The 24324-nt window shown below is 37.5% G+C and carries 26 protein-coding genes, 3 tRNA genes and 1 pseudogene; 4 read left to right on the top strand and 26 right to left on the bottom strand.

Going from position 1 to position 24324, the window contains the following annotated elements; genetic code table 11:
* Nucleotides 1-32 precede the first annotated feature (32 nt).
* From FLK20_RS05250 to FLK20_RS05235, 4 genes are all read right to left on the bottom strand, one after another.
* Nucleotides 33-719: an MBL fold metallo-hydrolase gene (locus FLK20_RS05250; protein WP_152655509.1), complete on the bottom strand. Its 687-nt coding sequence runs from the start codon at nucleotides 717-719 to the stop codon at nucleotides 33-35.
* Between the two features lie 256 nt (nucleotides 720-975).
* Nucleotides 976-1338, bottom strand: coding sequence for a hypothetical protein (locus FLK20_RS05245; RefSeq protein ID WP_152655508.1), 363 nt, complete (start codon nucleotides 1336-1338; stop codon nucleotides 976-978).
* Between the two features lie 113 nt (nucleotides 1339-1451).
* On the bottom strand, nucleotides 1452-2363 hold the full coding sequence (locus FLK20_RS05240) for a PhzF family isomerase (protein WP_152655507.1): 912 nt from the start codon (nucleotides 2361-2363) through the stop codon (nucleotides 1452-1454).
* Between the two features lie 52 nt (nucleotides 2364-2415).
* Nucleotides 2416-2775 (bottom strand): ArsR/SmtB family transcription factor, encoded by a 360-nt coding sequence (locus FLK20_RS05235; protein WP_152655506.1) that lies wholly within the window; start codon nucleotides 2773-2775, stop codon nucleotides 2416-2418.
* Between the two features lie 60 nt (nucleotides 2776-2835).
* Between FLK20_RS05235 and FLK20_RS05230 the strand changes: the two genes are divergently transcribed.
* A complete protein-coding gene (locus tag FLK20_RS05230) occupies nucleotides 2836-4239 on the top strand; it encodes an MFS transporter (RefSeq protein WP_152655505.1) in 1404 nt (467 codons plus the stop codon).
* A 277-nt stretch (nucleotides 4240-4516) separates the two neighbouring features.
* Here the strand turns inward: FLK20_RS05230 and FLK20_RS05225 are convergent, their stop codons facing one another.
* The 15 genes and pseudogenes from FLK20_RS05225 to FLK20_RS05160 all read right to left on the bottom strand — a co-directional run bounded on the left by FLK20_RS05225 (nucleotide 4517) and on the right by FLK20_RS05160 (nucleotide 13156).
* Nucleotides 4517-5581: a serine hydrolase domain-containing protein gene (locus FLK20_RS05225; protein WP_152655504.1), complete on the bottom strand. Its 1065-nt coding sequence runs from the start codon at nucleotides 5579-5581 to the stop codon at nucleotides 4517-4519.
* Nucleotides 5582-5635: 54 nt separating this feature from the next.
* Nucleotides 5636-6211 (bottom strand): TetR/AcrR family transcriptional regulator, encoded by a 576-nt coding sequence (locus tag FLK20_RS05220; RefSeq protein ID WP_152655503.1) that lies wholly within the window; start codon nucleotides 6209-6211, stop codon nucleotides 5636-5638.
* A gap of 391 nt (nucleotides 6212-6602) precedes the next feature.
* Complete coding sequence (locus FLK20_RS05215) at nucleotides 6603-7253, bottom strand: Vat family streptogramin A O-acetyltransferase (RefSeq protein ID WP_152655502.1); 651 nt, start codon at nucleotides 7251-7253, stop codon at nucleotides 6603-6605.
* A gap of 14 nt (nucleotides 7254-7267) precedes the next feature.
* A pseudogene (locus tag FLK20_RS05210) lies at nucleotides 7268-8161 on the bottom strand (Vgb family protein).
* A 646-nt stretch (nucleotides 8162-8807) separates the two neighbouring features.
* A complete protein-coding gene (locus FLK20_RS05205; protein ID WP_152655501.1) occupies nucleotides 8808-9362 on the bottom strand; it encodes a dihydrofolate reductase family protein in 555 nt (184 codons plus the stop codon).
* Nucleotides 9363-9433: 71 nt separating this feature from the next.
* On the bottom strand, nucleotides 9434-9598 hold the full coding sequence (locus FLK20_RS21550; RefSeq protein ID WP_194165533.1) for a hypothetical protein: 165 nt from the start codon (nucleotides 9596-9598) through the stop codon (nucleotides 9434-9436).
* Nucleotides 9582-9764 (bottom strand): FAD-dependent monooxygenase, encoded by a 183-nt coding sequence (locus tag FLK20_RS22210; protein WP_370453164.1) that lies wholly within the window; start codon nucleotides 9762-9764, stop codon nucleotides 9582-9584. The genes FLK20_RS21550 and FLK20_RS22210 overlap by 17 nt, the downstream gene beginning before the upstream one ends.
* 18 nt (nucleotides 9765-9782) lie before the next feature.
* Nucleotides 9783-9977: a GntT/GntP/DsdX family permease gene (locus tag FLK20_RS05200; protein WP_152655500.1), complete on the bottom strand. Its 195-nt coding sequence runs from the start codon at nucleotides 9975-9977 to the stop codon at nucleotides 9783-9785.
* Between the two features lie 28 nt (nucleotides 9978-10005).
* Nucleotides 10006-10590, bottom strand: coding sequence for a helix-hairpin-helix domain-containing protein (locus tag FLK20_RS05195; protein WP_152655499.1), 585 nt, complete (start codon nucleotides 10588-10590; stop codon nucleotides 10006-10008).
* A gap of 229 nt (nucleotides 10591-10819) precedes the next feature.
* Entirely contained in the window at nucleotides 10820-11323 is a 504-nt protein-coding gene (locus FLK20_RS05190; RefSeq protein WP_152655498.1) for a GNAT family N-acetyltransferase, read from the bottom strand.
* A complete protein-coding gene (locus FLK20_RS05185) occupies nucleotides 11323-11562 on the bottom strand; it encodes a hypothetical protein (RefSeq protein ID WP_152655497.1) in 240 nt (79 codons plus the stop codon). The genes FLK20_RS05190 and FLK20_RS05185 overlap by 1 nt, the downstream gene beginning before the upstream one ends.
* A gap of 479 nt (nucleotides 11563-12041) precedes the next feature.
* On the bottom strand, nucleotides 12042-12500 hold the full coding sequence (locus tag FLK20_RS05175) for a YrvL family regulatory protein (protein ID WP_152655495.1): 459 nt from the start codon (nucleotides 12498-12500) through the stop codon (nucleotides 12042-12044).
* A 391-nt stretch (nucleotides 12501-12891) separates the two neighbouring features.
* Nucleotides 12892-12965, bottom strand: a tRNA-Ile gene (locus FLK20_RS05170).
* 13 nt (nucleotides 12966-12978) lie between these two features.
* Nucleotides 12979-13049, bottom strand: a tRNA-Gly gene (locus FLK20_RS05165).
* A gap of 30 nt (nucleotides 13050-13079) precedes the next feature.
* Nucleotides 13080-13156: transfer RNA gene (locus FLK20_RS05160), tRNA-Pro, on the bottom strand.
* 794 nt (nucleotides 13157-13950) lie between these two features.
* On the opposite strand from FLK20_RS05160, the gene FLK20_RS05155 reads away from it, so the two are divergent.
* From FLK20_RS05155 to FLK20_RS05145, 3 genes are read left to right on the top strand one after another with little or no spacing between them, the layout of a single operon-like run.
* Nucleotides 13951-14271, top strand: coding sequence for a PadR family transcriptional regulator (locus FLK20_RS05155; RefSeq protein ID WP_152655494.1), 321 nt, complete (start codon nucleotides 13951-13953; stop codon nucleotides 14269-14271).
* Complete coding sequence (locus FLK20_RS05150) at nucleotides 14264-14821, top strand: HAAS signaling domain-containing protein (protein ID WP_152655493.1); 558 nt, start codon at nucleotides 14264-14266, stop codon at nucleotides 14819-14821. The genes FLK20_RS05155 and FLK20_RS05150 overlap by 8 nt, the downstream gene beginning before the upstream one ends.
* A complete protein-coding gene (locus FLK20_RS05145) occupies nucleotides 14818-15789 on the top strand; it encodes a DUF4097 family beta strand repeat-containing protein (RefSeq protein WP_152655492.1) in 972 nt (323 codons plus the stop codon). The genes FLK20_RS05150 and FLK20_RS05145 overlap by 4 nt, the downstream gene beginning before the upstream one ends.
* A 100-nt stretch (nucleotides 15790-15889) precedes the next feature.
* Here the strand turns inward: FLK20_RS05145 and nikC are convergent, their stop codons facing one another.
* From nikC to FLK20_RS05110, 7 genes are all read right to left on the bottom strand, one after another.
* The gene (gene nikC / locus FLK20_RS05140; protein WP_152655491.1) at nucleotides 15890-16825 is read right to left on the bottom strand and encodes a nickel transporter permease; all 936 of its coding nucleotides are present in this window, start codon (nucleotides 16823-16825) and stop codon (nucleotides 15890-15892) included.
* Between the two features lie 12 nt (nucleotides 16826-16837).
* On the bottom strand, nucleotides 16838-17839 hold the full coding sequence (locus FLK20_RS05135; RefSeq protein ID WP_152655490.1) for an ABC transporter permease: 1002 nt from the start codon (nucleotides 17837-17839) through the stop codon (nucleotides 16838-16840).
* 186 nt (nucleotides 17840-18025) lie between these two features.
* Complete coding sequence (locus FLK20_RS05130) at nucleotides 18026-19699, bottom strand: ABC transporter substrate-binding protein (RefSeq protein WP_152655489.1); 1674 nt, start codon at nucleotides 19697-19699, stop codon at nucleotides 18026-18028.
* 56 nt (nucleotides 19700-19755) lie between these two features.
* Nucleotides 19756-20724 carry an ABC transporter ATP-binding protein gene (locus FLK20_RS05125; RefSeq protein ID WP_152655488.1) on the bottom strand — a complete coding sequence of 323 codons (969 nt, stop codon included), beginning with the start codon at nucleotides 20722-20724 and terminating at the stop codon, nucleotides 19756-19758.
* Complete coding sequence (locus FLK20_RS05120; protein ID WP_152655487.1) at nucleotides 20699-21715, bottom strand: ABC transporter ATP-binding protein; 1017 nt, start codon at nucleotides 21713-21715, stop codon at nucleotides 20699-20701. Before FLK20_RS05120 ends, FLK20_RS05125 begins: the two co-directional genes overlap by 26 nt.
* A 461-nt stretch (nucleotides 21716-22176) precedes the next feature.
* A complete protein-coding gene (rbsK, locus tag FLK20_RS05115) occupies nucleotides 22177-23076 on the bottom strand; it encodes a ribokinase (RefSeq protein WP_152655486.1) in 900 nt (299 codons plus the stop codon).
* Between the two features lie 143 nt (nucleotides 23077-23219).
* Nucleotides 23220-24116, bottom strand: coding sequence for a DMT family transporter (locus FLK20_RS05110; RefSeq protein ID WP_152655485.1), 897 nt, complete (start codon nucleotides 24114-24116; stop codon nucleotides 23220-23222).
* Nucleotides 24117-24324 lie beyond the last annotated feature (208 nt).

Genomic DNA, 24324 nt, shown 5'->3' with positions numbered 1-24324 from the left:
AAACAAAACTGCGTACTAGTTTTTACTCCAATCTACAAACTAAATTTTCCGCCATGGTAACAATAATAATGTTCAGCTTGAAGATTTTTAATTTTATTCAGAGACTGCCCTGCACTTGAAATATCCAAACAAAAATATGGATTAGCCACAACTAATTCATTATTTTCATTCACAGCTGCATCACCTGTAATCACACTATTTAAGTTTGGAAAATAGAGTGAAATATGCCCTGAAGTATGGCCCGGCGTGGCTATTATTTTACACTGACTGTCTAAAATCATATCACCATCTTTCACCTTTTCATCAACGGAAACATGCTTTAAATTCTCTAATTGCCCTACAAACCACTTACCAAATTCTTTTTCTTCCTCTGGCATATTTGTCAGCATTTCTTTGGCTTGAACAAGCCGTTCTGACTCTATTTCACCACTGATGTATTTGGATTCTATTTCACTCGTAATAATATTAATCCAGGGATACATTTCTTTAAGATCATATAAGGACCCAATATGATCGTCATCATAATGCGTAATAATGATATTCTTTAAATTTCTCATATCATATCCATTCATTAAAATTACCTTTTTAATGAATGGAAGAAAATCTGGATAACCTGCATCAACCAGGGTTAGTTCGTTATTCAATATAATTAAGCTGGGATAAATATAATCTTTTTTTCCGTTGAATTCAAATTCAATTGGTAATTCTATTATCTTCATTCTATTTCCTCCTTATTTAATGAAAGGGCTTCGAAGATATCTTTCTTTTTCTACCTTTACTACTTTCTTCCTTCTAACCTTCTTTGGTCTGTTTACTGATTTAAAATACGCTAAGACTTTTTCCATAAAAAGGCCTCTTTAGACAATATCATATCCAAAGAGGCAAACTGGTGCAATTTTATGATAAAGTTCAGCAAGTCAAGTTTATAATCTCCATTACATTGCATAGGCGTACATATCTGGATTATTTTCATTCCTATTTTCGTAAATTGACTCTAAGGATTGTTCCACAAGGATCGGAAATCCAATAACCATCTGAATTCTCGTGTAACTCCACTTCGTCTCTTCTATCAACCTGATTCTCCTGTAAATAGTCTGCTGCATGCTTTACATTGTCTGTCTGAAGCTCCAGCCATACATCCTGTTGAGAATAGTTATCCATACAATCCAGCCACAGTGTAGCCTCACCAAACTGAAAGGCATGTGAATCTGACATAAAACCCAGGTATGGCAGCTTTATTACCTCCTTATAAAAATGCACTGTCTCGTTGTATTTAAATTTAGGAATTTTTAAAGCTATGTTATTTCCACCGCCGAATTCTCCTTTTGTCATTTTCATACAGGATACCTCCGTTATTTTTATCTTCAATATATCATTTGCTGGTTCTCTCCACTTCTTCTGGATTGCTCATTTAGACGATAATATATTGCCCATATGAATTGGCTGCAGATCTAATTTCCAATCGTGATTTCTGCTTGAAAAACGATAACTGCATAACCTCCAATTTGAACTTGTACAGGTTTTTGATCATTACAATGAACGGTAACATCCACTATCCCTGTACGTTTTATTGCCTCGCCTTGTACTCCTGAGAAATGAAACGTTCTCCCTTTCAATGGCATCAACTGATGTTGAACTAGATAAGCACCTGCAGGACTATGGGCATTTCCAGTAACAGGATCTTCATTTATTCCGATAGCCGGTGCAAACATTCTTCCATAAGTTAATATATTGGTATCTTTTGAATCAAGTGTAAAAACAAAGTATCCATTACATTGGATATGTTTACTAAGCTTAACAAGCAAATTCATATTAGGAGATAATTGATTAAGCTTATCTCTTGATTTAATAAGAATCAGTACTTTCGAATGTCCAGTTGAAACGATTTGAATGGGACACTGATTATGCAGTTCATCCGGCGTAAGACCAAAAGCAGAAAGCAGTAATTCTTTGTCAGCTCCTTCAATGATCGACCCAAATTCAATTTTCTCTTGCGTCATAACGATTTGATAATCATTATTTTTTTCTGTAATCTCTATTGGTAATATTCCGGCTCCCGTTTTAATATTGATTCTTGAAAAATCAGTCATATTATTTTGATGCGCCCATACATAGAGAGCAGCGATGGTGGCATGTCCACAAACAGGAACTTCGGTAGTTGGCGTAAAATACCGTATTCTAAAATCATGATTAGATGATTCTGGCGGAAAAATAAATGCTGTTTCCGAACAATTAATCTCCCGGGCAATATTTTGCATTTGATTAATATCTAAACCTTCTGCGTCCGGCACTACTCCAGCGGGGTTTCCCTGAAACTTTTCTTGCGTAAAAACATCTACTTGATAAATTTGATATCTTTTCACAATAACCTCCTATAAAGTAATTAATCATTGTTTAATTACTTTGATTTTACATTTATTTATGGATACGATTCATCCAATTCAGAATTGGTCTTAACCCATTTTGGTTAAAAAGATAAAAATTCCTTTTCCCTTCCTTCGCTAAAAAAATCATTTCATTTTTTCTCAGTTCTTTGAGATGATAAGACAATTTAGTATTTGAAATATGGATATCTTCTGCTTGCAAAATATTCAATATATCCTCTGGACAAAATCCATCTTTTGCTTCAAGTGTATCCGGTAAAAAAACTCTCCTTTCCTGATCAAATCGCAACATCTCAATTATTCGAACACGTATTGGATCCTGAAGTACTTTAAAGGCGTCTGTTACTTTAATATTATTCATAGCTTTATTATAATCTTTTCCTCTTGACATTTCAAATATTTTTGAAATAATAAATTACAGTTCAAAAATATTTGAAATGAGTTGATTTCTATGAAATATTCACAACAAGAGCTGATTAGTTTAGTAAGTATTTGTATTGGTACTTTCTTAATTATCTTGGATACAAACATTGTAAACATTATTATTCCTGAATTACGAAAAGAAATGGATTTGACAATTTCCCAAACATCATGGGTCGTCAATAGCTATGTTCTGGCATTCGCTTCATTAATATTATTATTCGCCAGAATCAGTAAGCGAATAGGTGCAAAAAATGCATTTATTTTTGGAATTACTATTTTTATGATTGGCTCTATATTATGTGGTTTATCAGATGTCTATGGAGAGCTAGTCATTGCTCGTATTATTCAAGGAATTGGTGCCGCTTTGTTCGCGCCTATCGCAACAAAACTTTTATCATCTACCGTAACAGATCCTAAAAAACGAGCTATTGCTTTTGGCGTATGGTCAGGTACTTCAGGTATGGGATTCGCATTTTCACCAATGGTCGGCGGATTTTTAAATGAGCTGTGGGGATGGCAGAGTGTCTTTTTAATCAATATTCCTTTTTCTTTGATCATTATTTTAACCGCAGTTATAGCTATCAAAGACGTAAAAAAAGAACAAACATCGTTATTTATGAAGGAACAGATAATGGTTGTGCTGTTGATTTTGACATTTGTATATATTACTCATGAATACAAAAGGATGTATGAGACCCCGTTTTTATTAATAGCAGGAATTCTTTTGCTGCTGATTTTGGGAAGTTTTTATAGCAGGAAGTTTCAACAAAACCTTACGCATGTTATACAACGACAAATGTTTTCAAGGCTAAACATTTCCAGTTTATTAAATGGATTCACATACAATTTTTCGATATATGGGATAATGTATTTTCTGTCTATTTATTTCCAAGAGAACCTATACCTATCTTCACTGGAGACAGGTATTAAATTTTTGCCCTTAACCGTATCAGCTATGTTGATATCCTCATTTTTATCACCAATATTAGTTGACAGGCTTGGGCAAACATTTACACAACAGCTGTGTTTATTTGCAATTATTTGCGGCAGTGCTATATTGTACATTTATTTGGGAATTTCGGCTGTGCCCAGTTTCATTTTAATTAGTTTCATTCTTTTAGGTTTTTCCGGGGCAATAGCGCCTGTGCTAATGAATACAGCATTTTTGACGACGAGTAAAATGTACCACAATGAAATTTCTTCTTTAGTTAATCTACTTCGTCAACTGGGCAGTATTATCGGGATTATGATTGTTTCTATCATGTTACATTTTTTCGAAACTAAAATGGCTATCTTGTATTTCCTGCTATTGACAATATCATCCTCATTTATAGCTTATCTGTACTTAGTCTGGGCACATAAAATGGAGGAAAGATCCTTCGAATGCAATGAAAAAATAATTGGCTCCCATACTAATAAGGGCGAGGGGTGAACTGTATAACAGCTTATATATATTTCATTCTAACTCCACTCCTTAAAAATATAATGAATTTTAAGGCAACAAAGTCTATACTATAAACTGTCCCTGTCAGATCAGTCAGAATGAAACAGAGCGGTTAATAATTCACTCCACACAAAGTACCGCCATTGTGTATCATATAGACTTTGCGTGGAGTTTAACAAGTACCATACGAATCGTTGGAGTCATTGAATTCAATGGAATTACCTTCTTTTGTTATTTTAAACTTAGCACATACAATTGTTCCACTTCAAGAAACCGCTTTAATTACTTTTATCATCGCTTTAAAGGCTGCACTATGACCCAGGCCGCTGCATTGATTAATCGTCCCAGTAAAGAATATATCCCGTTCCGGATTATAAAAGGCAAAGGCTCCCGATTGCCCCCAAAAACCAAGTATTTCTTGAATCGGATTCGACGGTGAGAGGATTCGTGGTGTCCACAGCTTTTCTAATCCAACACCAAAATAGAATTGTCCGGGAAAAAAGATCATTTGCCATTGTTTGAGTTCCTCCAGATCCTCCTTTGGAAAAAAGTGCCCATTGAAAAAAGCTTTTAAAAATTTCATCGTATCCTTGGCTGTTGACACGATACCTCCTTCTGGTGTTACGGATGACATATACAGCGGGAGATGTAAAGCACTGGATTTATAGTATAAAGACACAGGCTTCGTATCATGGACATCTTCATACACATACGTTTGTGACAGCTCTAACGCATCAAATATAAATGTTTGAAATACCTCTGACATACTTAGCCCGGTAATATTCTCCATAATTCTTCCCAGCAGTTGATAGTTTGTATCTGAATAATTAACCTTTCCTTTTTGTCCAGGTTTAAATTTGGGTTTTTGCTTTTTTATCAAATCCAATGTTTTCTCTAAATGCCACTTCTCATCATGACCATTAAAAAGCTGCGAAGCCACCTTTTTCCCATTCGATTGCTTACAGGCAAAATAATCCGGTATGCCCGAGGTATTGGAGATTAAATGTTTAATCGTAATCTCATTCGAATAATCAACCCTATCCAAAACATGAATGCCCCGCACAATATCTTCAGACAAATAATTTGCTATTTTATCTTCCAATTGCAGCCGGCTTTCCGATCTTAATTTCAATACAACAGCTGTAACATATAATTTCGTCACACTGGCAATAAAATATGGATCATGCTCCGCCATATTACCCGCCGCACCGACCCAGGAAAAATCATTATTTCCTTGTTCAACACACAATACCGCTCCAAAATTATTTCTTTTCTTAACCATTTTCTGGACTGTATGATGAAGAAAAGATTCATTCAATTTATTGACCATCCATGAATCCCCCTGTCTGATATAATTGGTTATCAAGCTTTGAACGCAGGGTGTTTATCCCTTTTTCTTACGCAGAAGCGTCGCAGTCACAACATCTTCAGCAGCACTGTCTAACATCTCTTTCATTTTTTCCATATCTAACTTCTCAGGCAACAGCCCATTGGCAACCATAACAGTTAACCCCGTTTGAAAGGCCCTCATTTTAAATAAAATGGTCTGCAGCTCCTCCTCTGTAAAATCTTTAAGCTCCGGATCCTTTTTCATATGCGCGATAAGACTATCCCCCATATCCTGATCATAGTCCAGCAAATAATCATTCTGTTTCATAATGAAATCTCTAACTAGCACTGGATACGTTTTGGCAAATTGGAGACTGGCAACACCTATATCACTGAATGGATTTCCGGTATTATTTTCGTCCAGTAAACGGTGACTTACTTCAACAACTTTTTTTACTACCGCTTGTTTCAATTCTTGCACATCATTGAAATTAACATAGATAGGAGCAATGGAACTCCCCAATTGATCGGCAACTTTTCTGATGGTTATACTATCCATCCCTTCTGTTTTAGCAATGTGAAAAGCAGCATCAATGATCTGTTCCTTGGAAAATTTATTTTTAGGTGCCATAACGTTTTCTCCTTCAATATAAAACATATGATACATATCATTTGTTTTATATTATAAATAATCATTAGCACATGTCAAGGATTTTCAATCAGTGACAGAAAAGGATTTTTAGAAAGCCTATAAAATAGTTAAATGTACGGGAAGTCATCTGCTTTAATACACAAAGAAAGCGGCTTATACATGCATCGCATAAGCCGCTTTCCCATATTGTTTCCCAGTGAGATTTGTTCACAAAGGATTGAGGTTTTATCTTTTACTTTTTTTACTTTTAGTTAATACATAACGCAGAAGAAAAAAAACTATTAGAGCCCCAACCCCTACAAATATTATTTGAGAAAAGAATGTATTGAGTTCAAAGCCGCCCATGAAAATGACTCCTTTATAAAAATATTTAATAATCACCTTTGAAAATCTTCCTAAGCACTTCCATATCAAAACGGAGAATAGCATCCAAATGTTCGTTAATCACCTGGATTTCCAGATCCCACCATCTTATCTCTAATAATTCTTTTATTTTTGACTCAGAAAATCTCTTTTTGATTTGCTTAGCAGGATTTCCACCCACAATGGTATAAGGTTCAACATCTTTTGTGACTACGGATTTCGCTCCAATAATCGCTCCATCCCCAATGGTTACACCAGGCATAATTACAGCATCCATTCCAATCCAGGCATCATTACCGATAACCGTATCTCCCTTGAAAGGCAGCATATCCAACGCTGGTGTATGCTTTTCCCAGCCATCCCCAAAAATATTAAAAGGATAGGTGGAACCATCCATGCGGTGATTCGCTCCATTCATAATAAAAGTAACCCCGGGTCCTATCGAACAAAATTTCCCGATAATCAATCGATCTCCCAGCAATTCATAATGGTACAAAACCTGATCCTCAAAATGCTCTCCGGACTTGCTGTCATAATACGTGTATGCACCAGCTTCTATATTCGCTCTGGTCAGTGAGGGCTTGATAAACTGAACATTTTTATTTCCAGCTATCGGATATATTTGATTTGGATCAGGTCCTTTTACGATTCCTGCCATACGCACACCTCCTTTTATGAATTTTTTCTGATACAGCCTATTTTATTACACTCTAATGCAAACCAGACCTCTCCATTTTCATCGCATGTGATGCCATGCGGTTCTGCGGATGATGTTGGAATGTCATATTCATTCATTTTTCCATCCATAACCGAAATCCGGCCAATTTTATTCGCTCCCCATTCCGTAAACCACAGGTCATTATTTTTTCCTGCAGCAATCGCATGCGGGCGTGCATTTAAAGTTGGAATATCATACTCTGAGATTTCTCCATCAAGCGTGATTCTTCCCATTTTATTCCCTATAACCTCAACAAATCAGATAGCACCATCTGGACCATTTACGATACCTACTGGCCCCGATGCAGGTGTCGGTATAGGATATTCTGTTAACTCGCCTGTATCTGTCAGCTTTCCAATTGCATTATGTTGATTCTCTGTGAACCAAAGCGCATTATCTGGACCTAAAGTGATAAAAGCAGGATAAGCTTCCTTATTGGGCAATTCATATTCATAAATCGTACCGTCAGCAGTCAGTTTTCCAATACGTGCTCCCTTCATTTGCGTAAACCAGATGTCGCCGTTTAGACCTTCTATTATTCCATACGGCTCTGAATCAGGCTGTGGCAATGGGTATTCTATAAAATTGCCTGCTGCTGTCAGTCTCCCTATTTTATTGGCAGCATTTTCTGTAAACCAGACATCACCGCTGGAAGCAACTGTTAAGCACATCACTTTAGCATCAGGAGTCGGTACTGCATACGCTTTGATTTCCCCATTTTTATTGATACAGCTGATCTGGTTTGCTTTATGCTGTGTAAACCAAATATTCCCGTCTTTTGCTGCCGCGATACCATAAGGACCAGAATCAGATTTAGCAATTGCAAATTCTGTTATATTCATTGTCATGCTATTTCCTCCATTTAACTATTGGATTTTTATGATGAACTTCTTAAACGTACTATCCAGCTGTTATGGATATAGACATTAAAAACCCCCTATCCAATTCTGAACAGGAGGCAATCATACATAACAAAAAGAAATAAACTACTTTTCGATTATGATAAAGAACATGATAAATCCTATTCAGAAAATGCAATATTATACAAGCCAAGTTTCTGAATAGGAAGATCATGCATACATTTTTTCTATTTCGCACGGTTTGAGCAAAAAAGCACAGATTTATCCTATCCAAAAAACGTTTCGCAGCTTATAACGAATGTTTTTCTTATCAATAGGATTAATAAATCATGTGCTCGATTCACCCTTTCAAAGTTTATCTACTATTATTTTAAACATAGTGATTTATAAAAATCAAGTTATGCTGCAACTCATTACCATCTTCTAAAGTGAAGAGACTACTAAACTTATTTTAAATAATTTATTAATCGATATAAATGATGAGCGCCTTCCAATTGCTCTTCATTTCTTTTATTGAGTAACCTTTCTACATGTAAGTTGAGAGACCTTATCCTGTCAACACTACCTCCAAGCTTCAATCTGCCTTTTAATTCAACTATTTCACTTGAATAGTTGTTAATTCTTTTTAATATTTTTAAAATACCTGCACTGTTCGATACGTAAGAAGAATCGCTCCTGTTTCAAATACTCTTGTATCTGTAAGCTTGAGTTTCATTCTATCAGATATATTTTTAAATATGGGCATTCCGCCTCCCAACACAACCGGATGAACAATCAATCGATATTCATCAACTAACCCAAGTCTTGAAAGGGATTGGGCAAACGCTGCACCTCCATGAGCTAAAATATACTGCCCAGGTTCTTGCTTCATTCTTAAAATTTCATCTGTTAAATCACTCTTTACTACACGCGAGGACTGCCAATCAGCTTCCTTCAGCGTTTTAGAAAAGATAACCTTTGGAATTTCGTTCATCGGCGGAGCATATTTCGACGTGGATGATGGCCAATGCTCAGCCATATCATGGTACGTCATTTTCCCCATAATATGAACATCAGCTTGCCAAAGAATTTCAGTAATACACGCTTCTAATTCTTCATCAACTGTATCAAAAATCCAGTCTATGCTTCCATCCTGCGCGTTAACAAATCCGTCAAGAGAAACATCCATTTTTAAAACTACTTTTCTCATTCTATCTCCTCCTATATAAGATCTATCATTCATTTTAGCAATTAATATAGGAGAGAATTTCTTGTGAATTGCTATTTTAAAATATGGCAGTCTATTAACCAGCCGAAAAAACTTTTCATCATTATATTCGTAACAATACGATCTGAAACCGCCAGTTCAGCAGCTTTCAACGATTGGCGTACCACTTCGAAACCGTACTGCACCATTTCTGTCTCATAGTCATGTACAGATTGCAAAAGTTTCTTTTCTCCACGTTGAACCTTGATAAGGTGATCGCACAAGCAGCTCTGCATCACGTAATGCTGTGTTGGCAACCATTTCGCCCATAGGAGTCATGCTGTGAATAGCATCTCCAAGAAGGATGATATCCGTTGTTTTCCAATGGGCGATTGGTTTGAGCAATCCTTTACGGTCATAGTATCATACAAACAAATCAGCTATCAGAAGTCCAATTAAGCCTACAATTCCACAAATGGTTGATGGAATCGTCCAAACCCACATTTGTTCCTTCACTTCACGGATTCCTAACATACGATTCATAACCCAGAAAAAGCTATCGTTAAAATAGGAGCAGATAAATGCACCTATACAAGCAGCTTGTGCAGCAAGAGCCATGTTGACATCCAATGATGCTAAAGGTATTTTAGTCCATTAAATAAGTGGTAATCTTTTTAATCTTAGCATCCTTCTTATTGCTGACAAATTCAAAAAAATCAGCGATATGAATTTGTCTGCCATTATTTAATGTCATTGTCGTATGAGAGGCTCCTTCTTTACCATGCGTGAGGTTTCTGTCAATTTCTACACTGCTTATATTGTAATCTGCTGTGGAAACTTTTTCACAAAAATTCGAAAAGCCATGTATCTCTTCTTTGTTAATAATGTGCCATGTAACGTCATCTGTGATAACATCTTTTAATATTTCTTCTTTACCGGCAGCGCGCCCTGTAATAAAGTCACGAATAAATCTTCTTTTCGGTGCATTGTCGCATTTTAAATCACCGATCACTGCAAAATCAAGAGTGAATGGAAGTGGATGATTATCTGCAAAGCTCAATCCTTTTTCTTCCAGTGTCTCCTCTAATATTTTGACTGCCTTTGGTCCGACACCATGAATCTTAAGCAGCGTCTTTTCATCGAGCTTAGCAACTTCTTCCAGTGTTGTGATGTTGATATGATGAAGCGCATTTGTCGCAGGCTTGCCGATTTTAGGAAGTGGATTACTCATGGACAACCCTCCTCTTTTTTATCAAATATCTGTGTCTTAGTTTGTATATTTATTTTACCATGATTTGAATGTAATCTAATCTTTGTATATAAAATTCACTCTATCTTCATTTTTCTAATCTTTTGGCATCATTGAAAGTTAATAGTATTTTTATAAACTAACTTCCATTATTCATCACAAGAATAATGACAAATAATGATGTTTAGATCACTCTCTTTCCATATAAATCCTAAACAATTTTGTAATAAATTACTGTTGTATCTAATTTGCCATTAGGAGAAATTGCATACTCTGGTATTTTCCCAGATTCTTGATAGCCTAATGACTTGTAGAGTATATTGGATGGATCTCCTTCTCTCGTATCTAATACTAAGAGCGATCGATTTTCTTTTTTTGCTCTTTCCTCCGCCCTTTGCATAAGCGAGCGGCCAATTCCGTTACGCCTAAAGTTGGGATGAGTCATTAACTTACAGATTTCAGCTCTATGACTTCCATTTGACTTTGTAATTAAATGCAATTGAACACTACCTACAACGACATCATCTATTTTAGCAATAAACAATATCACTTCTGGCGCTAAGACACTTTTCCAATATTTTGTAGCTTCTTCTTGTTTCATAGGAGGTAAAAACCCAATAGATGCTCCATTATCTACTACTGTTCTCAATAGTTTAGACAGGTTTTCAACCTCGTTATCAAGTAATTTAATTTCTTTTATCTCTGCATTTCCCATTATCTCTTCTCCTTTTCATCAACAAAGCGCAGCATTCCTTTACCAACAGATATAACATCATCCTGATTAAAAATAATACAGGCTATTCCTCCAACATATTTATCAGAATCAAACTCACCAAGAACTGTTACATAACCCTTTTCAAAAAAATAAACAAGGTGTTTGTCATTTTCCTCAGATTCAAAGGCCGCTAAATCATTATGTAAATATGCTGTCATCGGTTTATCATATAATCGCACGTACATCACTTCCTTTACCATTGGTTTAAAAAACCGTTTATTGCATCCTTACTCAATATACATTAGCCCCACCACATAGCTAAAACAATTAAAGACCAACACGCGATAATATAATTCCAATAACGAATACGGTTATAATAAAAGTGGGGATGGAAAGTATTATTTTATTTCTAACTGAAATGGCATTAAATCGTTTAAATAATTTAGTCAGCACAAATAATAAGCAGACAAGAACAGGCAGAAATATGACTCCTGCTATTAAATCCACTCTTGTAAATGGATGTTGAAAGTAACCATCGAACAAATAGTTCACTATAATGATCAAACTAAATAAGATAAATTCATAAAAAAGAAACTTAAAATAATACAAGTTCATTTACCCCTCAAAATATTGATATGTTCTGTAAGGTATAGCCGCTGCAGCATACTAAAATCTTTATTCCCTTCAAAAACATCATATCATCATCAATACGGATAGCTTACTCATCTTCCTCTTCATCCTTATCATCATCAAAAATAATTTCTATTACAGCAATCAGTAAAGCAATTATAATCTCTGTTTTTAAAGAAAGCGTAATACTCCTCATAAACTCATCTATGGTAAAAAGAACGAGCCAGTTCGATGTGAACTCAATAATAATTCGGATAATAAGTACCGTTGTTTTTCCTGTAATATTTCGGACAGACAATATAAAAATTAATTTGGAGAACAATTCAAATATGCTGCTTACAATCAGCAGGCTGATAACAAAAACAACCAAGGTCCAAATAGATTCATACTGCACGCCAAGCAATTTAAAAACCCCTGCCAGACCGAAGAAATAAAGCCCAAATATAAAACCCGCTACCAAGATAATAAGCAATGTTATCCCTATAATTATTAATATTTTATCCTTTACGTTCTTATCACGAAAGGAATCATTCTCATTTTCTGACATGCTTCTGTTTCTCCCTCTGTTCGTATGCTGCAATTTTGCAGAGCAACAGTTAAGTTCCTTATATAAAATGCCTATAAAACAACAATAATAATAAAGAATTACGGCAATCTATGTCACGTCGAGATAAACAATGTCTTTTCATACATTTTCAGTACATAACAAAAGCACACACTCAAAAGAGCGTGTGCTTTTGTTATGTCGTTGCTCCTCAGCATAAGAGATAACAGCGAAAAAAGTTAGTGTCTTTGACATAGGGTCCACTTTAAGATTCAAATCTTGGAGACACAGTTTAAAATATATTGCTCTATCCTTCTAAATTAAGGGCACAATGATAATCCTTCTATTAACATACTAATGTATGAATTTGTACTATCGATATATGTATAAATAATGGGCCTGAGTGGACTCGAACCACCGACCTCACGCTTATCAGGCGTGCGCTCTAACCAGCTGAGCTACAGGCCCATTTTAATAATAGAGCGGGTGAAGGGAATCGAACCCTCATCATCAGCTTGGAAGGCTGAGGTTTTACCACTAAACTACACCCGCACATTTAAACAAATAATCAAAAATCTCTTCTGGCCGGGAAGACAGGATTCGAACCTGCGACCCCTTGGTCCCAAACCAAGTGCTCTACCAAGCTGAGCTACTTCCCGATGGCGCGCCTGAGAAGAGTCGAACCCCTAACCTCTTGTTCCGTAGTCAAACGCTCTATCCAATTGAGCTACAGGCGCTTTATAAGCGAACTTTTATATAGTATCACATCTCTCAAATTGATGCAATAACTTTTTAAAAATATTTTTCAATCAATCTCTCAATTGTCTGTGCAATCAATCGACTTTTAATACTATAGCATGTCCTTATCGTGGATGCAAGAGCAAATTTCAATAAAATATAATCAGACGGTTCTTTTAAAGAAAAGCAGACAAGTACATTGGATTGCCTTGATTAAGGTTTCGTTAAGACTGTTTCTGCTATTAAAAACGTGGAGACCTGAGAATGCGATTACTCCCCCGTCAAAAGCACTGCTCAAATCCGCACTCCCTCATAGGGCGTGCTAGTGTCGGCGTTGCAACAGCTCTTTTCGATGAGACGAGTAATCGCAAGTCCCAAATATTTTCGGTGGGAAGAGTAATTGCAAAAGCTCTTCGGTGGGGCAAGTAATCGCAGCCCCAGTCCCAACTCTTTTCAATAGTATAATTAATCGCAACCACACGAATTTACGATTTTATCCGACTTGGTCCTTTTCATCGTGCTTTATGAACACTTCTTATATAGAAGAGATTTGGTTTTTCATAGTTACAAGCTGTCTGTTTTGAACTCCTCCCTCTATTGATCTAAAACAAATATTTCAACCTACTAAAAAATAAAACCACTACTTGTTATTGAATAGTACTAAATAAAATGCTATAGTGAATTTATCAGCTTACCTATAAAGAAGGTGACTTTAGTGAATGCACAATTTAAAAAAGGGGTTCTTGAACTCTGTGTATTAGTATTGCTTGATAAACAGGATTTCTATGGTTATGAATTGATTAAGCGAATTACGAATAAAATCGAAATAGCGGAGGGCTCGGTCTATCCTGTGTTACGCCGAATATTAAAACAGGGATACTGTACAACTTACTTTAGAGAGTCCACAGAAGGACCCAGCAGAAAATATTATCATTTAACAGAGGAAGGACAAGAATATCTCCTGGAACTTAAAGAAGCATACGTGAATTTTACGCAAGGCGTTGATTCGCTAATGGAGGAGGAGAGAAATGAATAAGTCAGACTTTATAGGAGAACTTACGGTTTACTTACAAGACTTGTCACCACAAGAGCAGGAAGAAATTATTCAAGATTTTGAAGAGCACTTTGAAATGGGGAGAGCAGAGGGAAAAACAGATGAAGAGATTTATCGCTCACTAGGTTCCCCGCAGCAGATTGCCAAAGAATTGCAATCCACTCAGCCATTTGCAAAAGCCCGGAAAAATCATGCTGAACAAAGTCCATTCCACAGAATAGGCATAATCATCGGGCTCCTTTTCTTCAATTTAATTATTGTCCTTGGACCTTCCATTGGTATTGCCGGAATCATTCTGAGTGCGTGGGTGGTTGCTTTTTCTTTTATTGCACAGCTTTTGATAGCAATCGTACAATGGATTGTCCAGCCTGATTCATTTTATTTATTTGAATTATTTACGTCTGTCACACTTACAGGATCTGGATTATTCATCTTTATCGGCGCAAATTATATGACAAATGCAGCCATCCGTATGTTTTCAAAATATATTGCATTTAATGTCCGGCTAGTGAAAGGAGAGAATCACACATGATAACTGTAAAGCGAATTATCATTCTAGCCATTTTCCTGCTTCTTATCGGAATCATCGGGATGGCTGCTACTTTCTCCTCTTACCGGGAATCTGCTTTCAATGAAGAGTCAGAGTCTATTCCTTTCCAAGCAAATGAATTAAATAACATTGAAGTAGATGCAGAAAATACGGAAATTCGGCTGCAAACAGCTAATGGAGAAGAACCGAAAATTGAATATACAGCAATAGGAAGAAAGCTTGAAACACAAGAGTTGAGCAGTTCAATTAACGGGGAGACATTAATGATTCAAATTAAAGAAACCTCCTCTTCTTTCTTTCATATGGATTTTATGTTTTATTCGAAAGCTACATTAGACATATTTGTTCCAGAGGATATGCTGGAGCAAATATATGTAAAAACAACAAATGGCAGAATATCTGCTGCTGATTTACAAATCGATTCGTTACAGCTTTATACAAGCAATGGAAGGATTGAAGGAAAAAATATAGAAGCCTCCTTGATTGATATGGAGTCATCTAATGGCAGGATTGCATTGGAGAACACACAGGGTGATACGAATATAAAAACGTCAAATGGAAAAATCACTGTAGAGAATATTATTGGTGAAGTAACAGCCAATACGAATAATGGAAAAATCGGAATTGCTTCCATACAGGGTAATACGAATACAGAAACAACAAATGGCAGAATTGAAGCACAGGGTATTTCCGGGGAAATAAAAGCAAAGACGAATAATGCAACTATTCATATAGAAACAGAAAACTTTGAGTATCCAATGGATTTACAGACAAGCAATGGAAAGATTCATATTATTTCGGAGCAGGCACCTGAAAATGCTACCTTCGATTTACGTACAAATAATGGAACGATTCGCGTATTTGATTCCAGAGATTGGGATGTCATCTACGGCAATGGAGAATCATTAATCAAAGCAAATACAAGCAATGGCCGCATCACAATTGAATAATAATCCCTATTTATCATTAAAAACCTGATCTGCCATTAATAATTAACAGCAGATCAGGTTTTATTAACGAATAAATTCTTAAACATCCTAAATAAAGATATTAATTCCTCATTTTCGGATCTAAAACATCTCTTAAACCATCACCAACCAAGTTAAACCCAAGTACAACAAGCATAATAGAAAGCCCCGGCATGACAAGTGTCCATGGAGCCAGCTGAATAAACTCCCGGGAACTGGCAAGCATCTGTCCCCACTCCGGTGTCGGAGGCTGTGCACCAAGCCCGAGGAAGCCCAGTGCAGCTGCTTCCAGGATGGCAGTCCCAAAACCAAGTGTAGACTGTACAATAATTGGCGTAATACTGTTCGGTAAAATATGATGAAAAATGATTCGCCCATTTTTCATTCCCTGCGCTTTGGCAGCCATAATGTACTCCTCTGCCCGCAAGCTGATTACCCGGGAACGCACAATTCTTCCAAATATCGGTATGTTAATGATTGCAATCGCAATCAGTGCATTTTGCAAAGAGGCGCCAAGAATAGCAACAATTGCAATCGCAAGTAAAATGCTTGGGAATGCCAGCAGGATATCAAATATTCTGGAAATAATCATATCTACCCAACGCCCGAAGTAGCCGGCAATAATCCCAAGAAATGTCCCAAACACCAGAGCACCTATCACTGCAAAAAAGCCAACCTGCAACGAAACTCTTGCTCCATAAGCTATTCTGGTAAATATATCTCTGCCTAAATCATCGGTCCCCATCCAATGCTCACCGGAAGGAGGCTGCAAACGATTCGCCAGGTTTTGTTCATGGTACGAATAAGATGTAAGGAGCGGCGCAACAATCGCAAGGATAATGAAAAAAATAATAATAATCAGACCTGCCACTGCAAAACGATTTTTTCTAAGCTGCCGAAAAGCATCTTTCCAAGGCGAAACTGCTTCTATTTGCTCCACATCTGCCTGCTGCTCTCTATTTTGGGGGCTGGTTATTTGCTGCTCTGTATCTATTGGCTTTTTCTCATCCTGTTTCATCACAGCGCCCCCTTAATAATTAATCCTTGGATCAATGATTTTATAAAAAATATCAACAACAAGATTGATGATGACAAAAATAAAGGCAACAACCAGAATACCAGACTGGATAACTGGATAATCCCGATAGCTTATTGCTTCGAACACATATCTTCCAATTCCCGGCCAGCTGAAAATGGTTTCAGTTAAAATAGCCCCGCCTAATAAAACTCCTGCCTGCAAGCCAATAACCGTTAATACCGGTATCATGGCGTTTTTTAACGCATGCTTATAGATAACCAGAAATTGACCGGAGCCTTTGGCACGTACTGTACGAATATAATCCGACTTCATAACCTCCAGCATACTCGACCTTGTCATCCTGGCAATAATCGCCATCGGAATGGTACCGAGCGCAATACTTGGCAGAACCAAATGCTTCAGGATTGTTCCTGCTCTGGAAAAATCCAAATGAATCAGGGAATCCAATACATATAAATATGTAATTGGCGCAATCGGGTCTCTATTATCCTGTCTGCCATAAGCCGGAAACCACCCGAGCTCCTGAGCAAATATCCATTGCTCCATCAATGCCAGCCAAAACACAGGCATGGAAACACCGATTAAAGCAAACAACATGGCAAGAAAGTCAAACCAGGAATTCTGCTTCCAGGCACTGATAATACCAGCGTTCACTCCTATAAAGATAGCAAACAGCATGGCAAAAATCGTTAACTCAAATGTGGCAGCAATATATGGCCATATCTCTCTGGATATTTCTGCGTTAGAGCGTAAGGAAGTTCCAAGATCGCCCTGCAGCAGCCCCTTCACATAAATCCCGTATTGTGTTAAATAAGGTTCATTCAAACCCATACTTTCTTCTAAATTTTCAATGGCAGCCTGGTTAGCTGTTTCTCCCAGTATCACCTGAGCCGGATTCCCGGGAATCAAATGAACAATGGAGAAGGTGATTAATGTCATTCCAATTAGCACGGGAATCATCATTAATAATCGTCGGATAATATAGGAAACCATTATTTCACCTCTATTCTTTATGTATGTTTCACTCCTTTCCAAGAGTAAAACAAGGAGACTCTCTCCAAAAAATTCTGTCCTCCTCATCCTGATAAATCAAAGATAGCATTATGATTGTTACCAGTTGATTGAGGAATGAGAAGCAGCAGTTTGACCGGTAAAAGAGTCTCCTTCGTTTGTTTCTAATTAATTTGCAAGTTCTACTTCAGCTAAAGATTCACTCGTTGATGGATGCGGCACATAATTTTCTACTGCACTCGTTGTTGCAAGTACTGGTCTGGAATGTACTAAAGGAACCATTGGTGCATCATCAGCAATAATTTCCTGCGCCTGCTGGTAAAAGGAAGCTCGTTCATCCTGATCGACAGATAATTTTGCTTGATTTAATAGTTCATCCACTTCATCATTAGCATAGAATTCCCTGTTACTGCTTCCTACGTTATCTCCGTGCAACAGGCTGCTGAGGAAGTAATCAGGATCTCCGTTTGTTCCTGACCAGCCCAGCATATACATTTGGTGTTCCCCATTCATTGTTTTTTCCAAATACGGAGCCCACTCTTCTCTGACAATGGTAACAGTAATACCTATTTGCTCCAGGTTATTCTGAATAATCTCTGAAACTGTTTCTGGGTCTGGCATATATGGTCTTGCCACAGGCATGGTCCATAATTCAATTCCCAATCCATCTGCATAGCCCGCATCCTCCAGCAATTCAGCAGCTCTGTCCGGATCATATTCAAAACTCTCCACTTCATCGTTATAGCCCATATAGCTAGGCGGAAGCGGAACAGAAGCAGGAGTGGCATACCCGGCATATAAAGCATCTGCAATTGCTTCTTTATCAATAGCATGGCTGACAGCATGCCTTAACTCTTTATTATCGAATGGTTCATTTTGCACATTAAATCCTACATAACCAATATTATTTTCCTCGCGCTCGTACAGCTCTAAGCCTTCGTCAGCTTCTACGCCTGCTGCATCATCCGGATTTAACCCATCCATAATATCAATTTCGCCAGAACGCAAAGCAATCAAACGGGCAGCATTATCCGGAATAACTTCAAATACAACACGATCCAGCTTAGGCAGTCCATCTATGCGATAATCTTCAAATTTATCAAGCACAATCGAGTCATCTTTTGCCCAGCTGACAAATTCAAACGGACCTGTACCAACAGGATTCTCATTAATTGCTGCACCATATTCTTCCAATGCGGCTGGAGAAGTAATAGGGAAATAGGTCATCGCCATATTTTGCAGGAAGAATCCCAAAGGCTGGCTTAGCACAAACTCAATTTCATGGTCATTCACTACATTAATCTCCTCAATGACATGGTTCTCATCTCCTTGAAAGCCTCCAAACATCGTGCCATACATGGAGTAGACATATCCATCATCAGCAAAAGCATACTCATGATCTGGATCAGCCCAGCGTTCAAAGTTAACCTTAACAGCATCTGCATTAAAGTCTGTTCCATCATGGAAGGTCACGCCCTCTTCTAAATAGAAGGTATAACTTAACCCATCATCAGCAACCTCCCAGTCATGAGCAAGTCCAGGCAAAATTTCAAAGGAATCCTTGTCAAAATCTAATAGACTTTCATAAATCTGCTTGGTAATCCGGGATGACTCTCCATCTGTTGTGCTTGCCGGATCAAGGCTTTCCGAATCACCGCCGCGGGCAAATATTAATACCTGGTCTCCTTCTGCATCTCCAGCATCTGCTGCATCCTCTGTTGTATCAGTCTCATCACCTTCGTCAGCTTCTCCTCCATTTTGTCCGCCATCACCTGAACATGCTGCCAGAACCAGGAAAACAGCAAGCATCCAGACGATGAAAAGAGAATATTTTAACTTCATTCTTTTCCCCCCTCAGGTATTAGTTAATTTATAAGAGTAATATTTTGTCAGCGTGTCTATTCATATAAATGACAGGCAACAAAATGATTATCTTCCACAGGTTTAAAGTCAGGCCTTACTTCCTTGCAGATATCCATTGCATATGGACATCTTGTGTGAAAAGCACACCCTGAAGGTGGATTGGCGGGACTTGGCACGTCTCCCTTTAAAATAATTCTTTCCCTTCGCAAATCTGGATCAGGGAGCGGAACAGCGGAAAGCAATGCCTGTGTATACGGGTGCTTCGGATCATCATAAAGCTTATTTTTATCTGTCAGTTCAACCATTCTCCCTAAATACATCACACCGATGCGATCACTGATATGTTTCACTACACTTAAATCATGCGCAATAAAAATATAGGTTAAGTTAAATTCATCCCGCAGCTTTTCCATTAAATTAAGTATTTGTGATTGAATGGATACATCCAATGCGGATACTGGTTCATCGCATATAACTAATTTAGGGTTATTAGCAAGTGCCCTGGCAATTCCAACACGCTGCCTTTGTCCTCCACTGAACTGATGCGGATACCTTTTTGCATGATAAGGACTCAGCCCAACAACCTCTAAGAGTTCCCGGACTCTTTTCATTCGCTGTATAGAAGATGTCATGCCATGCACTAACAGCGGTTCACCGACAATTTTCTCTACGGTATGTCTCGGGTTCAAGGAAGCATAGGGATCCTGGAAGATAATTTGCATATCTTTTCTCAAACTGCGCATTTCACTGCTGCTTAAGTTTGTTATCTCTTTATCCTGGAATTTCACTTTACCTGCTGTTGGTTCAATCAGACGCAAAATAGCCTTTCCGGTAGTTGATTTTCCACAGCCTGATTCCCCAACGATTCCTAGAATTTCTCCTTCCATAACCATAAAGGATACATCATCGACAGCCTTTACCTCACCGACTTTTCTCCCTATCGGTCCACCTTTGATGTCAAAATATTTCTTCAGACCATCAACTTCCAATATCGGCTTCTGCATGCTTTTTTACCTTCCCTTCTTTATCATCATGTAAAAAACATCTGCTCAGGCGGTTATTATCTAAAGCGTACAGGTCCGGGTTTTCCTGAAAACAGCGGTCAAAAGCAAATTCGCACCGCGGAGCAAAATGACAGCCTGCCCTTCCCATTTTAGGCTTTGGTACGACTCCCGGAATAGAATAGAGCTGCTGCTCTCTTTCATGCATTTTTGGTAAGGACTTAATCAGTCCTTGGGTATAAGGATGCTCAGGTGCTTTTAATATTTCTCTCGTTGTCCCCTCTTCTACGATTTGTCCGGCATACATAACGACAACCCTGTCACAAATTTCCGCCACAACTCCTAAATCATGCGTAATCAGTAAAATAGCCGTTTCTTCTTTTTCATTTAAATTCCGCATTAAATCTAAAATCTGTGCCTGGATTGTCACATCAAGTGCTGTTGTCGGTTCATCGGCAATCAATAATTCCGGATCACAGGACATAGCCATCGCAATCATCACCCGCTGTCTCATTCCCCCTGATAGCTGATGCGGATATTCACTCACTACTTCGTCCGCTCTTGGAATTCCAACAAGCTGGAGCATTTCAACAGCTTTTTTCCTTGCTTCTTTTTTCGTTATCTTTTGATGAAGCCGAATAGCTTCAATTAGCTGATTTCCAATTGTAAATAGGGGATTTAGCGATGTCATCGGCTCCTGAAATATCATGGATATTTCATTTCCCCGCAATTTTTTCATTCGCTTTTCTGAAGACCGGACAAGATTTTCTCCTTTAAAATTAATTTCACCACTTACAATTTTTCCTGGCGGGGTGGGGATAAGTCGCATAACCGAAAGCGATGTCACACTTTTCCCACTTCCAGACTCCCCTACAATACCTACTACCTCACCTTTATGTACTTTAATGCTCACACCATTTACAGCGGGAATTTCACCACTGTCAGTAAAAAAATGTGTATGTAATTCTTTTAGCTCGAGGACAATTTCTGTCATGTATGTTCCCCCATTCTATCTATCAGTTCATTTGTTAAAGACAAAGTACCACTTCCAATATATAGGATTATACCTCTGTTCTTTTTGACACTAAATGTTTCTATCAGGCAATAAAAATGGAATAACGAAACTTTAATACGTGCTTATAGCTATAGAAAAATTATCAGTTGTTAAACCGCTTATTGAATTCCTTATCACATTTATAATACAGGATAAAATTCCTATTTAATTCAAAAGAGGATAGCTTTAAACCTATAAACATTGTATAGATTCAGAATATTTTCACCCTTAATTATACTAAAAACGAACAATATTGCAAGCGTTTTCATAAAGGAGAGTAATTTCCTTTTTCTGTTTTTACAAACAAAAAACTGTCAGCATATTATGCTAAACAGCTTTGTTATCGATTCCTTCACTAAAAGAGAATTTCACTTATTCTTTTGTACTGTTATATTGAATAGTCACTTTTTATTGTCAGCTTCCTGCATTCTTCTGATAACTGCTTCTCTGATTGGCATTCCTTCCTGGGCACCATGCTTTTCTACAGCCAGTGATGCAGCTGCATTCGCAAACTGAATTGCCTTTTCAATATCTTTTTCTTTTGCATACTCTGCAACAAAGGCACCGTTAAAGGTATCTCCTGCACCAGTTGTATCCTTAACCTTTGCCGGATAAGCAGGGATTGTCTTCTTTTCTCCATTTGGCAGGGTGAATGTTACTCCATTGCTCCCCTTTGTTTCAATAATTTTTCCACATATTGCTTCGTAATTGGCTGATTTTTTTAGTGCTTGTAATTCTAACTCATTCGGTGTTAAAAAAGTTACTTTTTGAATAATGCTCCCAGGAATCGTTTGATATGGCGCAGGGTTAATAACAACGGGAATATGATGTTCATAAGCCAGATTCACTGTATACTCTATCGTCTCCATTGGTATCTCAAACTGCATCAATATAATATCACTTGCTAAAATAATATCCTCTTTCTTTTTAATGATTTCGGGTGTAACATATTTGTTGGCTCCTGGTGCCACAATAATCCGGTTATCTCCATTAGAAAGAATAATGGAAGCAACACCTGTCGATTCATCTGGTATCACATCCACCGCTTCTTCATTGATTCCTTCTTTTTTAAAACGCTCTTTTAGACTTTTCCCAAATTCATCTTCCCCGACAGCCCCTACTATAATAACCTCTGCTCCTAATCGGACAGCGGCTACTGCCTGATTTGCCCCTTTTCCGCCAGGGTAGGTTGTAAAAGATTCACCTAATACAGTTTCTCCTTGATCAGGTATAATATTTGTTGTTGTCATCATATCCATATTGATACTTCCTACTACACAGACTTTTGGATTTTTTGCCATACAATTCATTCCTTTACTCAGTTGGTTGTCACTGGATTAATTAACTAGTTTGAAATAACTATCAAAAAATGAATCCCTATCAAGACACAGATTCATTATCAAAGCGGGTAGACCTCAAACCCGGACCCACCCGCTCACTCATTTTATATTGATTCCGATTCCTTTGGCACAACTTGCTTCGATCCGCCCTGCAGTCTCAGGAAATAAAATATCCCGGCAATAATCAGTACGCCTCCTATCATTTCCACAAGCGTAAGCATCTCATGTAAAATGATAATTGCCAGTATTGAAGCGCCAACCGGTTCTCCCAGTGTACTCATAGAAACCGTTGTTGTATTCACATAGTTTAGCAGCAAGTTAAAAATAATATGTGCTCCAGTCGGGAAAATAGCCAGCATCAAAAAGACCAGCCAATCATTGGTGCTGTAGCCGGTGAAAGCTATCCCGCCAATCAGATTAAACACTGCTACTGCAATACCTGCCACTAGAAATACTAAAAAGCTATATACCCAGTGATTGATTGATTTTACATTTCGTTGACCGATCATCAGGTAAAGAACGACAGAAACAACAGCAAGAAAGGATAGTATATTTCCCAGCAACGCCCCGCTGCCGCTGCCTAAACCACCGCCTCCCACAATAACAACACCAACAAAGGCAATCCCCATCGCTACAACTACACGTATATCTATTTTTTCTTTAAAGAAAATCAGACCTCCAATAAGGGCGATTGCAGGCTGGAGCGCTAAAATTAAAGTAGAACTTGCCACTGTCGTATGATTTAAAGACTCAAACCATAATCCAAAATGACTGGCCAGAAAAATTCCGGAAAATACAATGGCCAGCCATTCTTTTCTTTTTATCTTTGAAAATGTTTCTCTATATTTGTAAACCATCGGGAAAATAAGAACACAAGCCAAAAACATTCGATACATTACCATAACAGTAGAAGGTGCATCCGATAATTTTACAAGTATTGCTGACAAGGATATACAAATAATTGAAATAACTAATAGTATATTAATTGTTCCTTGTTTCAATGATTATCCCTCCTTTAAGGTTGAATTCTGCTTAATTTAAGAAGAGATTCAATTATTTTGTTTCTATTAATCCGTTCTTTCATTAATACTATTATCGAATAATAATAGCATGATAAATAAATTTTTAATATCAATTCGACCTTAGAAAACGAATATTTCCCAGGACTTTTATTGAATACCAGAATGCCCTCATCCCTGTTAATCTAAG

The organism is Oceanobacillus sp. CFH 90083, from assembly GCF_009389585.1.
Taxonomy (GTDB): Bacteria; Bacillota; Bacilli; order Bacillales; family Amphibacillaceae; genus Oceanobacillus.
The sequence above is the reverse complement of the archived record's forward strand: the minus strand, read 5'-3'. Positions and strand labels throughout refer to the sequence as shown.

Excerpts from the sequence above, each read along its gene's own strand:
- FLK20_RS05175 (WP_152655495.1), bottom strand. The coding sequence starts at position 12,500 with ATGTCAGAAAATGAGAATGATTCCTTTCGTGATAAGAACGTAAAGGAT.
- FLK20_RS05145 (WP_152655492.1), top strand. The coding sequence starts at position 14,818 with ATGATAACTGTAAAGCGAATTATCATTCTAGCCATTTTCCTGCTTCTT.
- FLK20_RS05215 (WP_152655502.1), bottom strand. The coding sequence starts at position 7,253 with ATGGCAGGAATCGTAAAAGGACCTGATCCAAATCAAATATATCCGATA.
- FLK20_RS05230 (WP_152655505.1), top strand. The coding sequence starts at position 2,836 with ATGAAATATTCACAACAAGAGCTGATTAGTTTAGTAAGTATTTGTATT.
- FLK20_RS05120 (WP_152655487.1), bottom strand. The coding sequence starts at position 21,715 with ATGACAGAAATTGTCCTCGAGCTAAAAGAATTACATACACATTTTTTT.
- FLK20_RS05195 (WP_152655499.1), bottom strand. The coding sequence starts at position 10,590 with ATGAGTAATCCACTTCCTAAAATCGGCAAGCCTGCGACAAATGCGCTT.
- FLK20_RS05150 (WP_152655493.1), top strand. The coding sequence starts at position 14,264 with ATGAATAAGTCAGACTTTATAGGAGAACTTACGGTTTACTTACAAGAC.
- FLK20_RS05220 (WP_152655503.1), bottom strand. The coding sequence starts at position 6,211 with ATGGCACCTAAAAATAAATTTTCCAAGGAACAGATCATTGATGCTGCT.
- FLK20_RS05250 (WP_152655509.1), bottom strand. The coding sequence starts at position 719 with ATGAAGATAATAGAATTACCAATTGAATTTGAATTCAACGGAAAAAAA.
- FLK20_RS05125 (WP_152655488.1), bottom strand. The coding sequence starts at position 20,724 with ATGCAGAAGCCGATATTGGAAGTTGATGGTCTGAAGAAATATTTTGAC.
- FLK20_RS05245 (WP_152655508.1), bottom strand. The coding sequence starts at position 1,338 with ATGAAAATGACAAAAGGAGAATTCGGCGGTGGAAATAACATAGCTTTA.
- nikC (WP_152655491.1), bottom strand. The coding sequence starts at position 16,825 with ATGAAACAGGATGAGAAAAAGCCAATAGATACAGAGCAGCAAATAACC.
- FLK20_RS05205 (WP_152655501.1), bottom strand. The coding sequence starts at position 9,362 with ATGAGAAAAGTAGTTTTAAAAATGGATGTTTCTCTTGACGGATTTGTT.
- FLK20_RS05130 (WP_152655489.1), bottom strand. The coding sequence starts at position 19,699 with ATGAAGTTAAAATATTCTCTTTTCATCGTCTGGATGCTTGCTGTTTTC.
- FLK20_RS05235 (WP_152655506.1), bottom strand. The coding sequence starts at position 2,775 with ATGTCAAGAGGAAAAGATTATAATAAAGCTATGAATAATATTAAAGTA.
- rbsK (WP_152655486.1), bottom strand. The coding sequence starts at position 23,076 with ATGGCAAAAAATCCAAAAGTCTGTGTAGTAGGAAGTATCAATATGGAT.
- FLK20_RS05225 (WP_152655504.1), bottom strand. The coding sequence starts at position 5,581 with ATGGTCAATAAATTGAATGAATCTTTTCTTCATCATACAGTCCAGAAA.
- FLK20_RS05135 (WP_152655490.1), bottom strand. The coding sequence starts at position 17,839 with ATGGTTTCCTATATTATCCGACGATTATTAATGATGATTCCCGTGCTA.
- FLK20_RS05190 (WP_152655498.1), bottom strand. The coding sequence starts at position 11,323 with ATGGGAAATGCAGAGATAAAAGAAATTAAATTACTTGATAACGAGGTT.
- FLK20_RS05200 (WP_152655500.1), bottom strand. The coding sequence starts at position 9,977 with ATGGCTCTTGCTGCACAAGCTGCTTGTATAGGTGCATTTATCTGCTCC.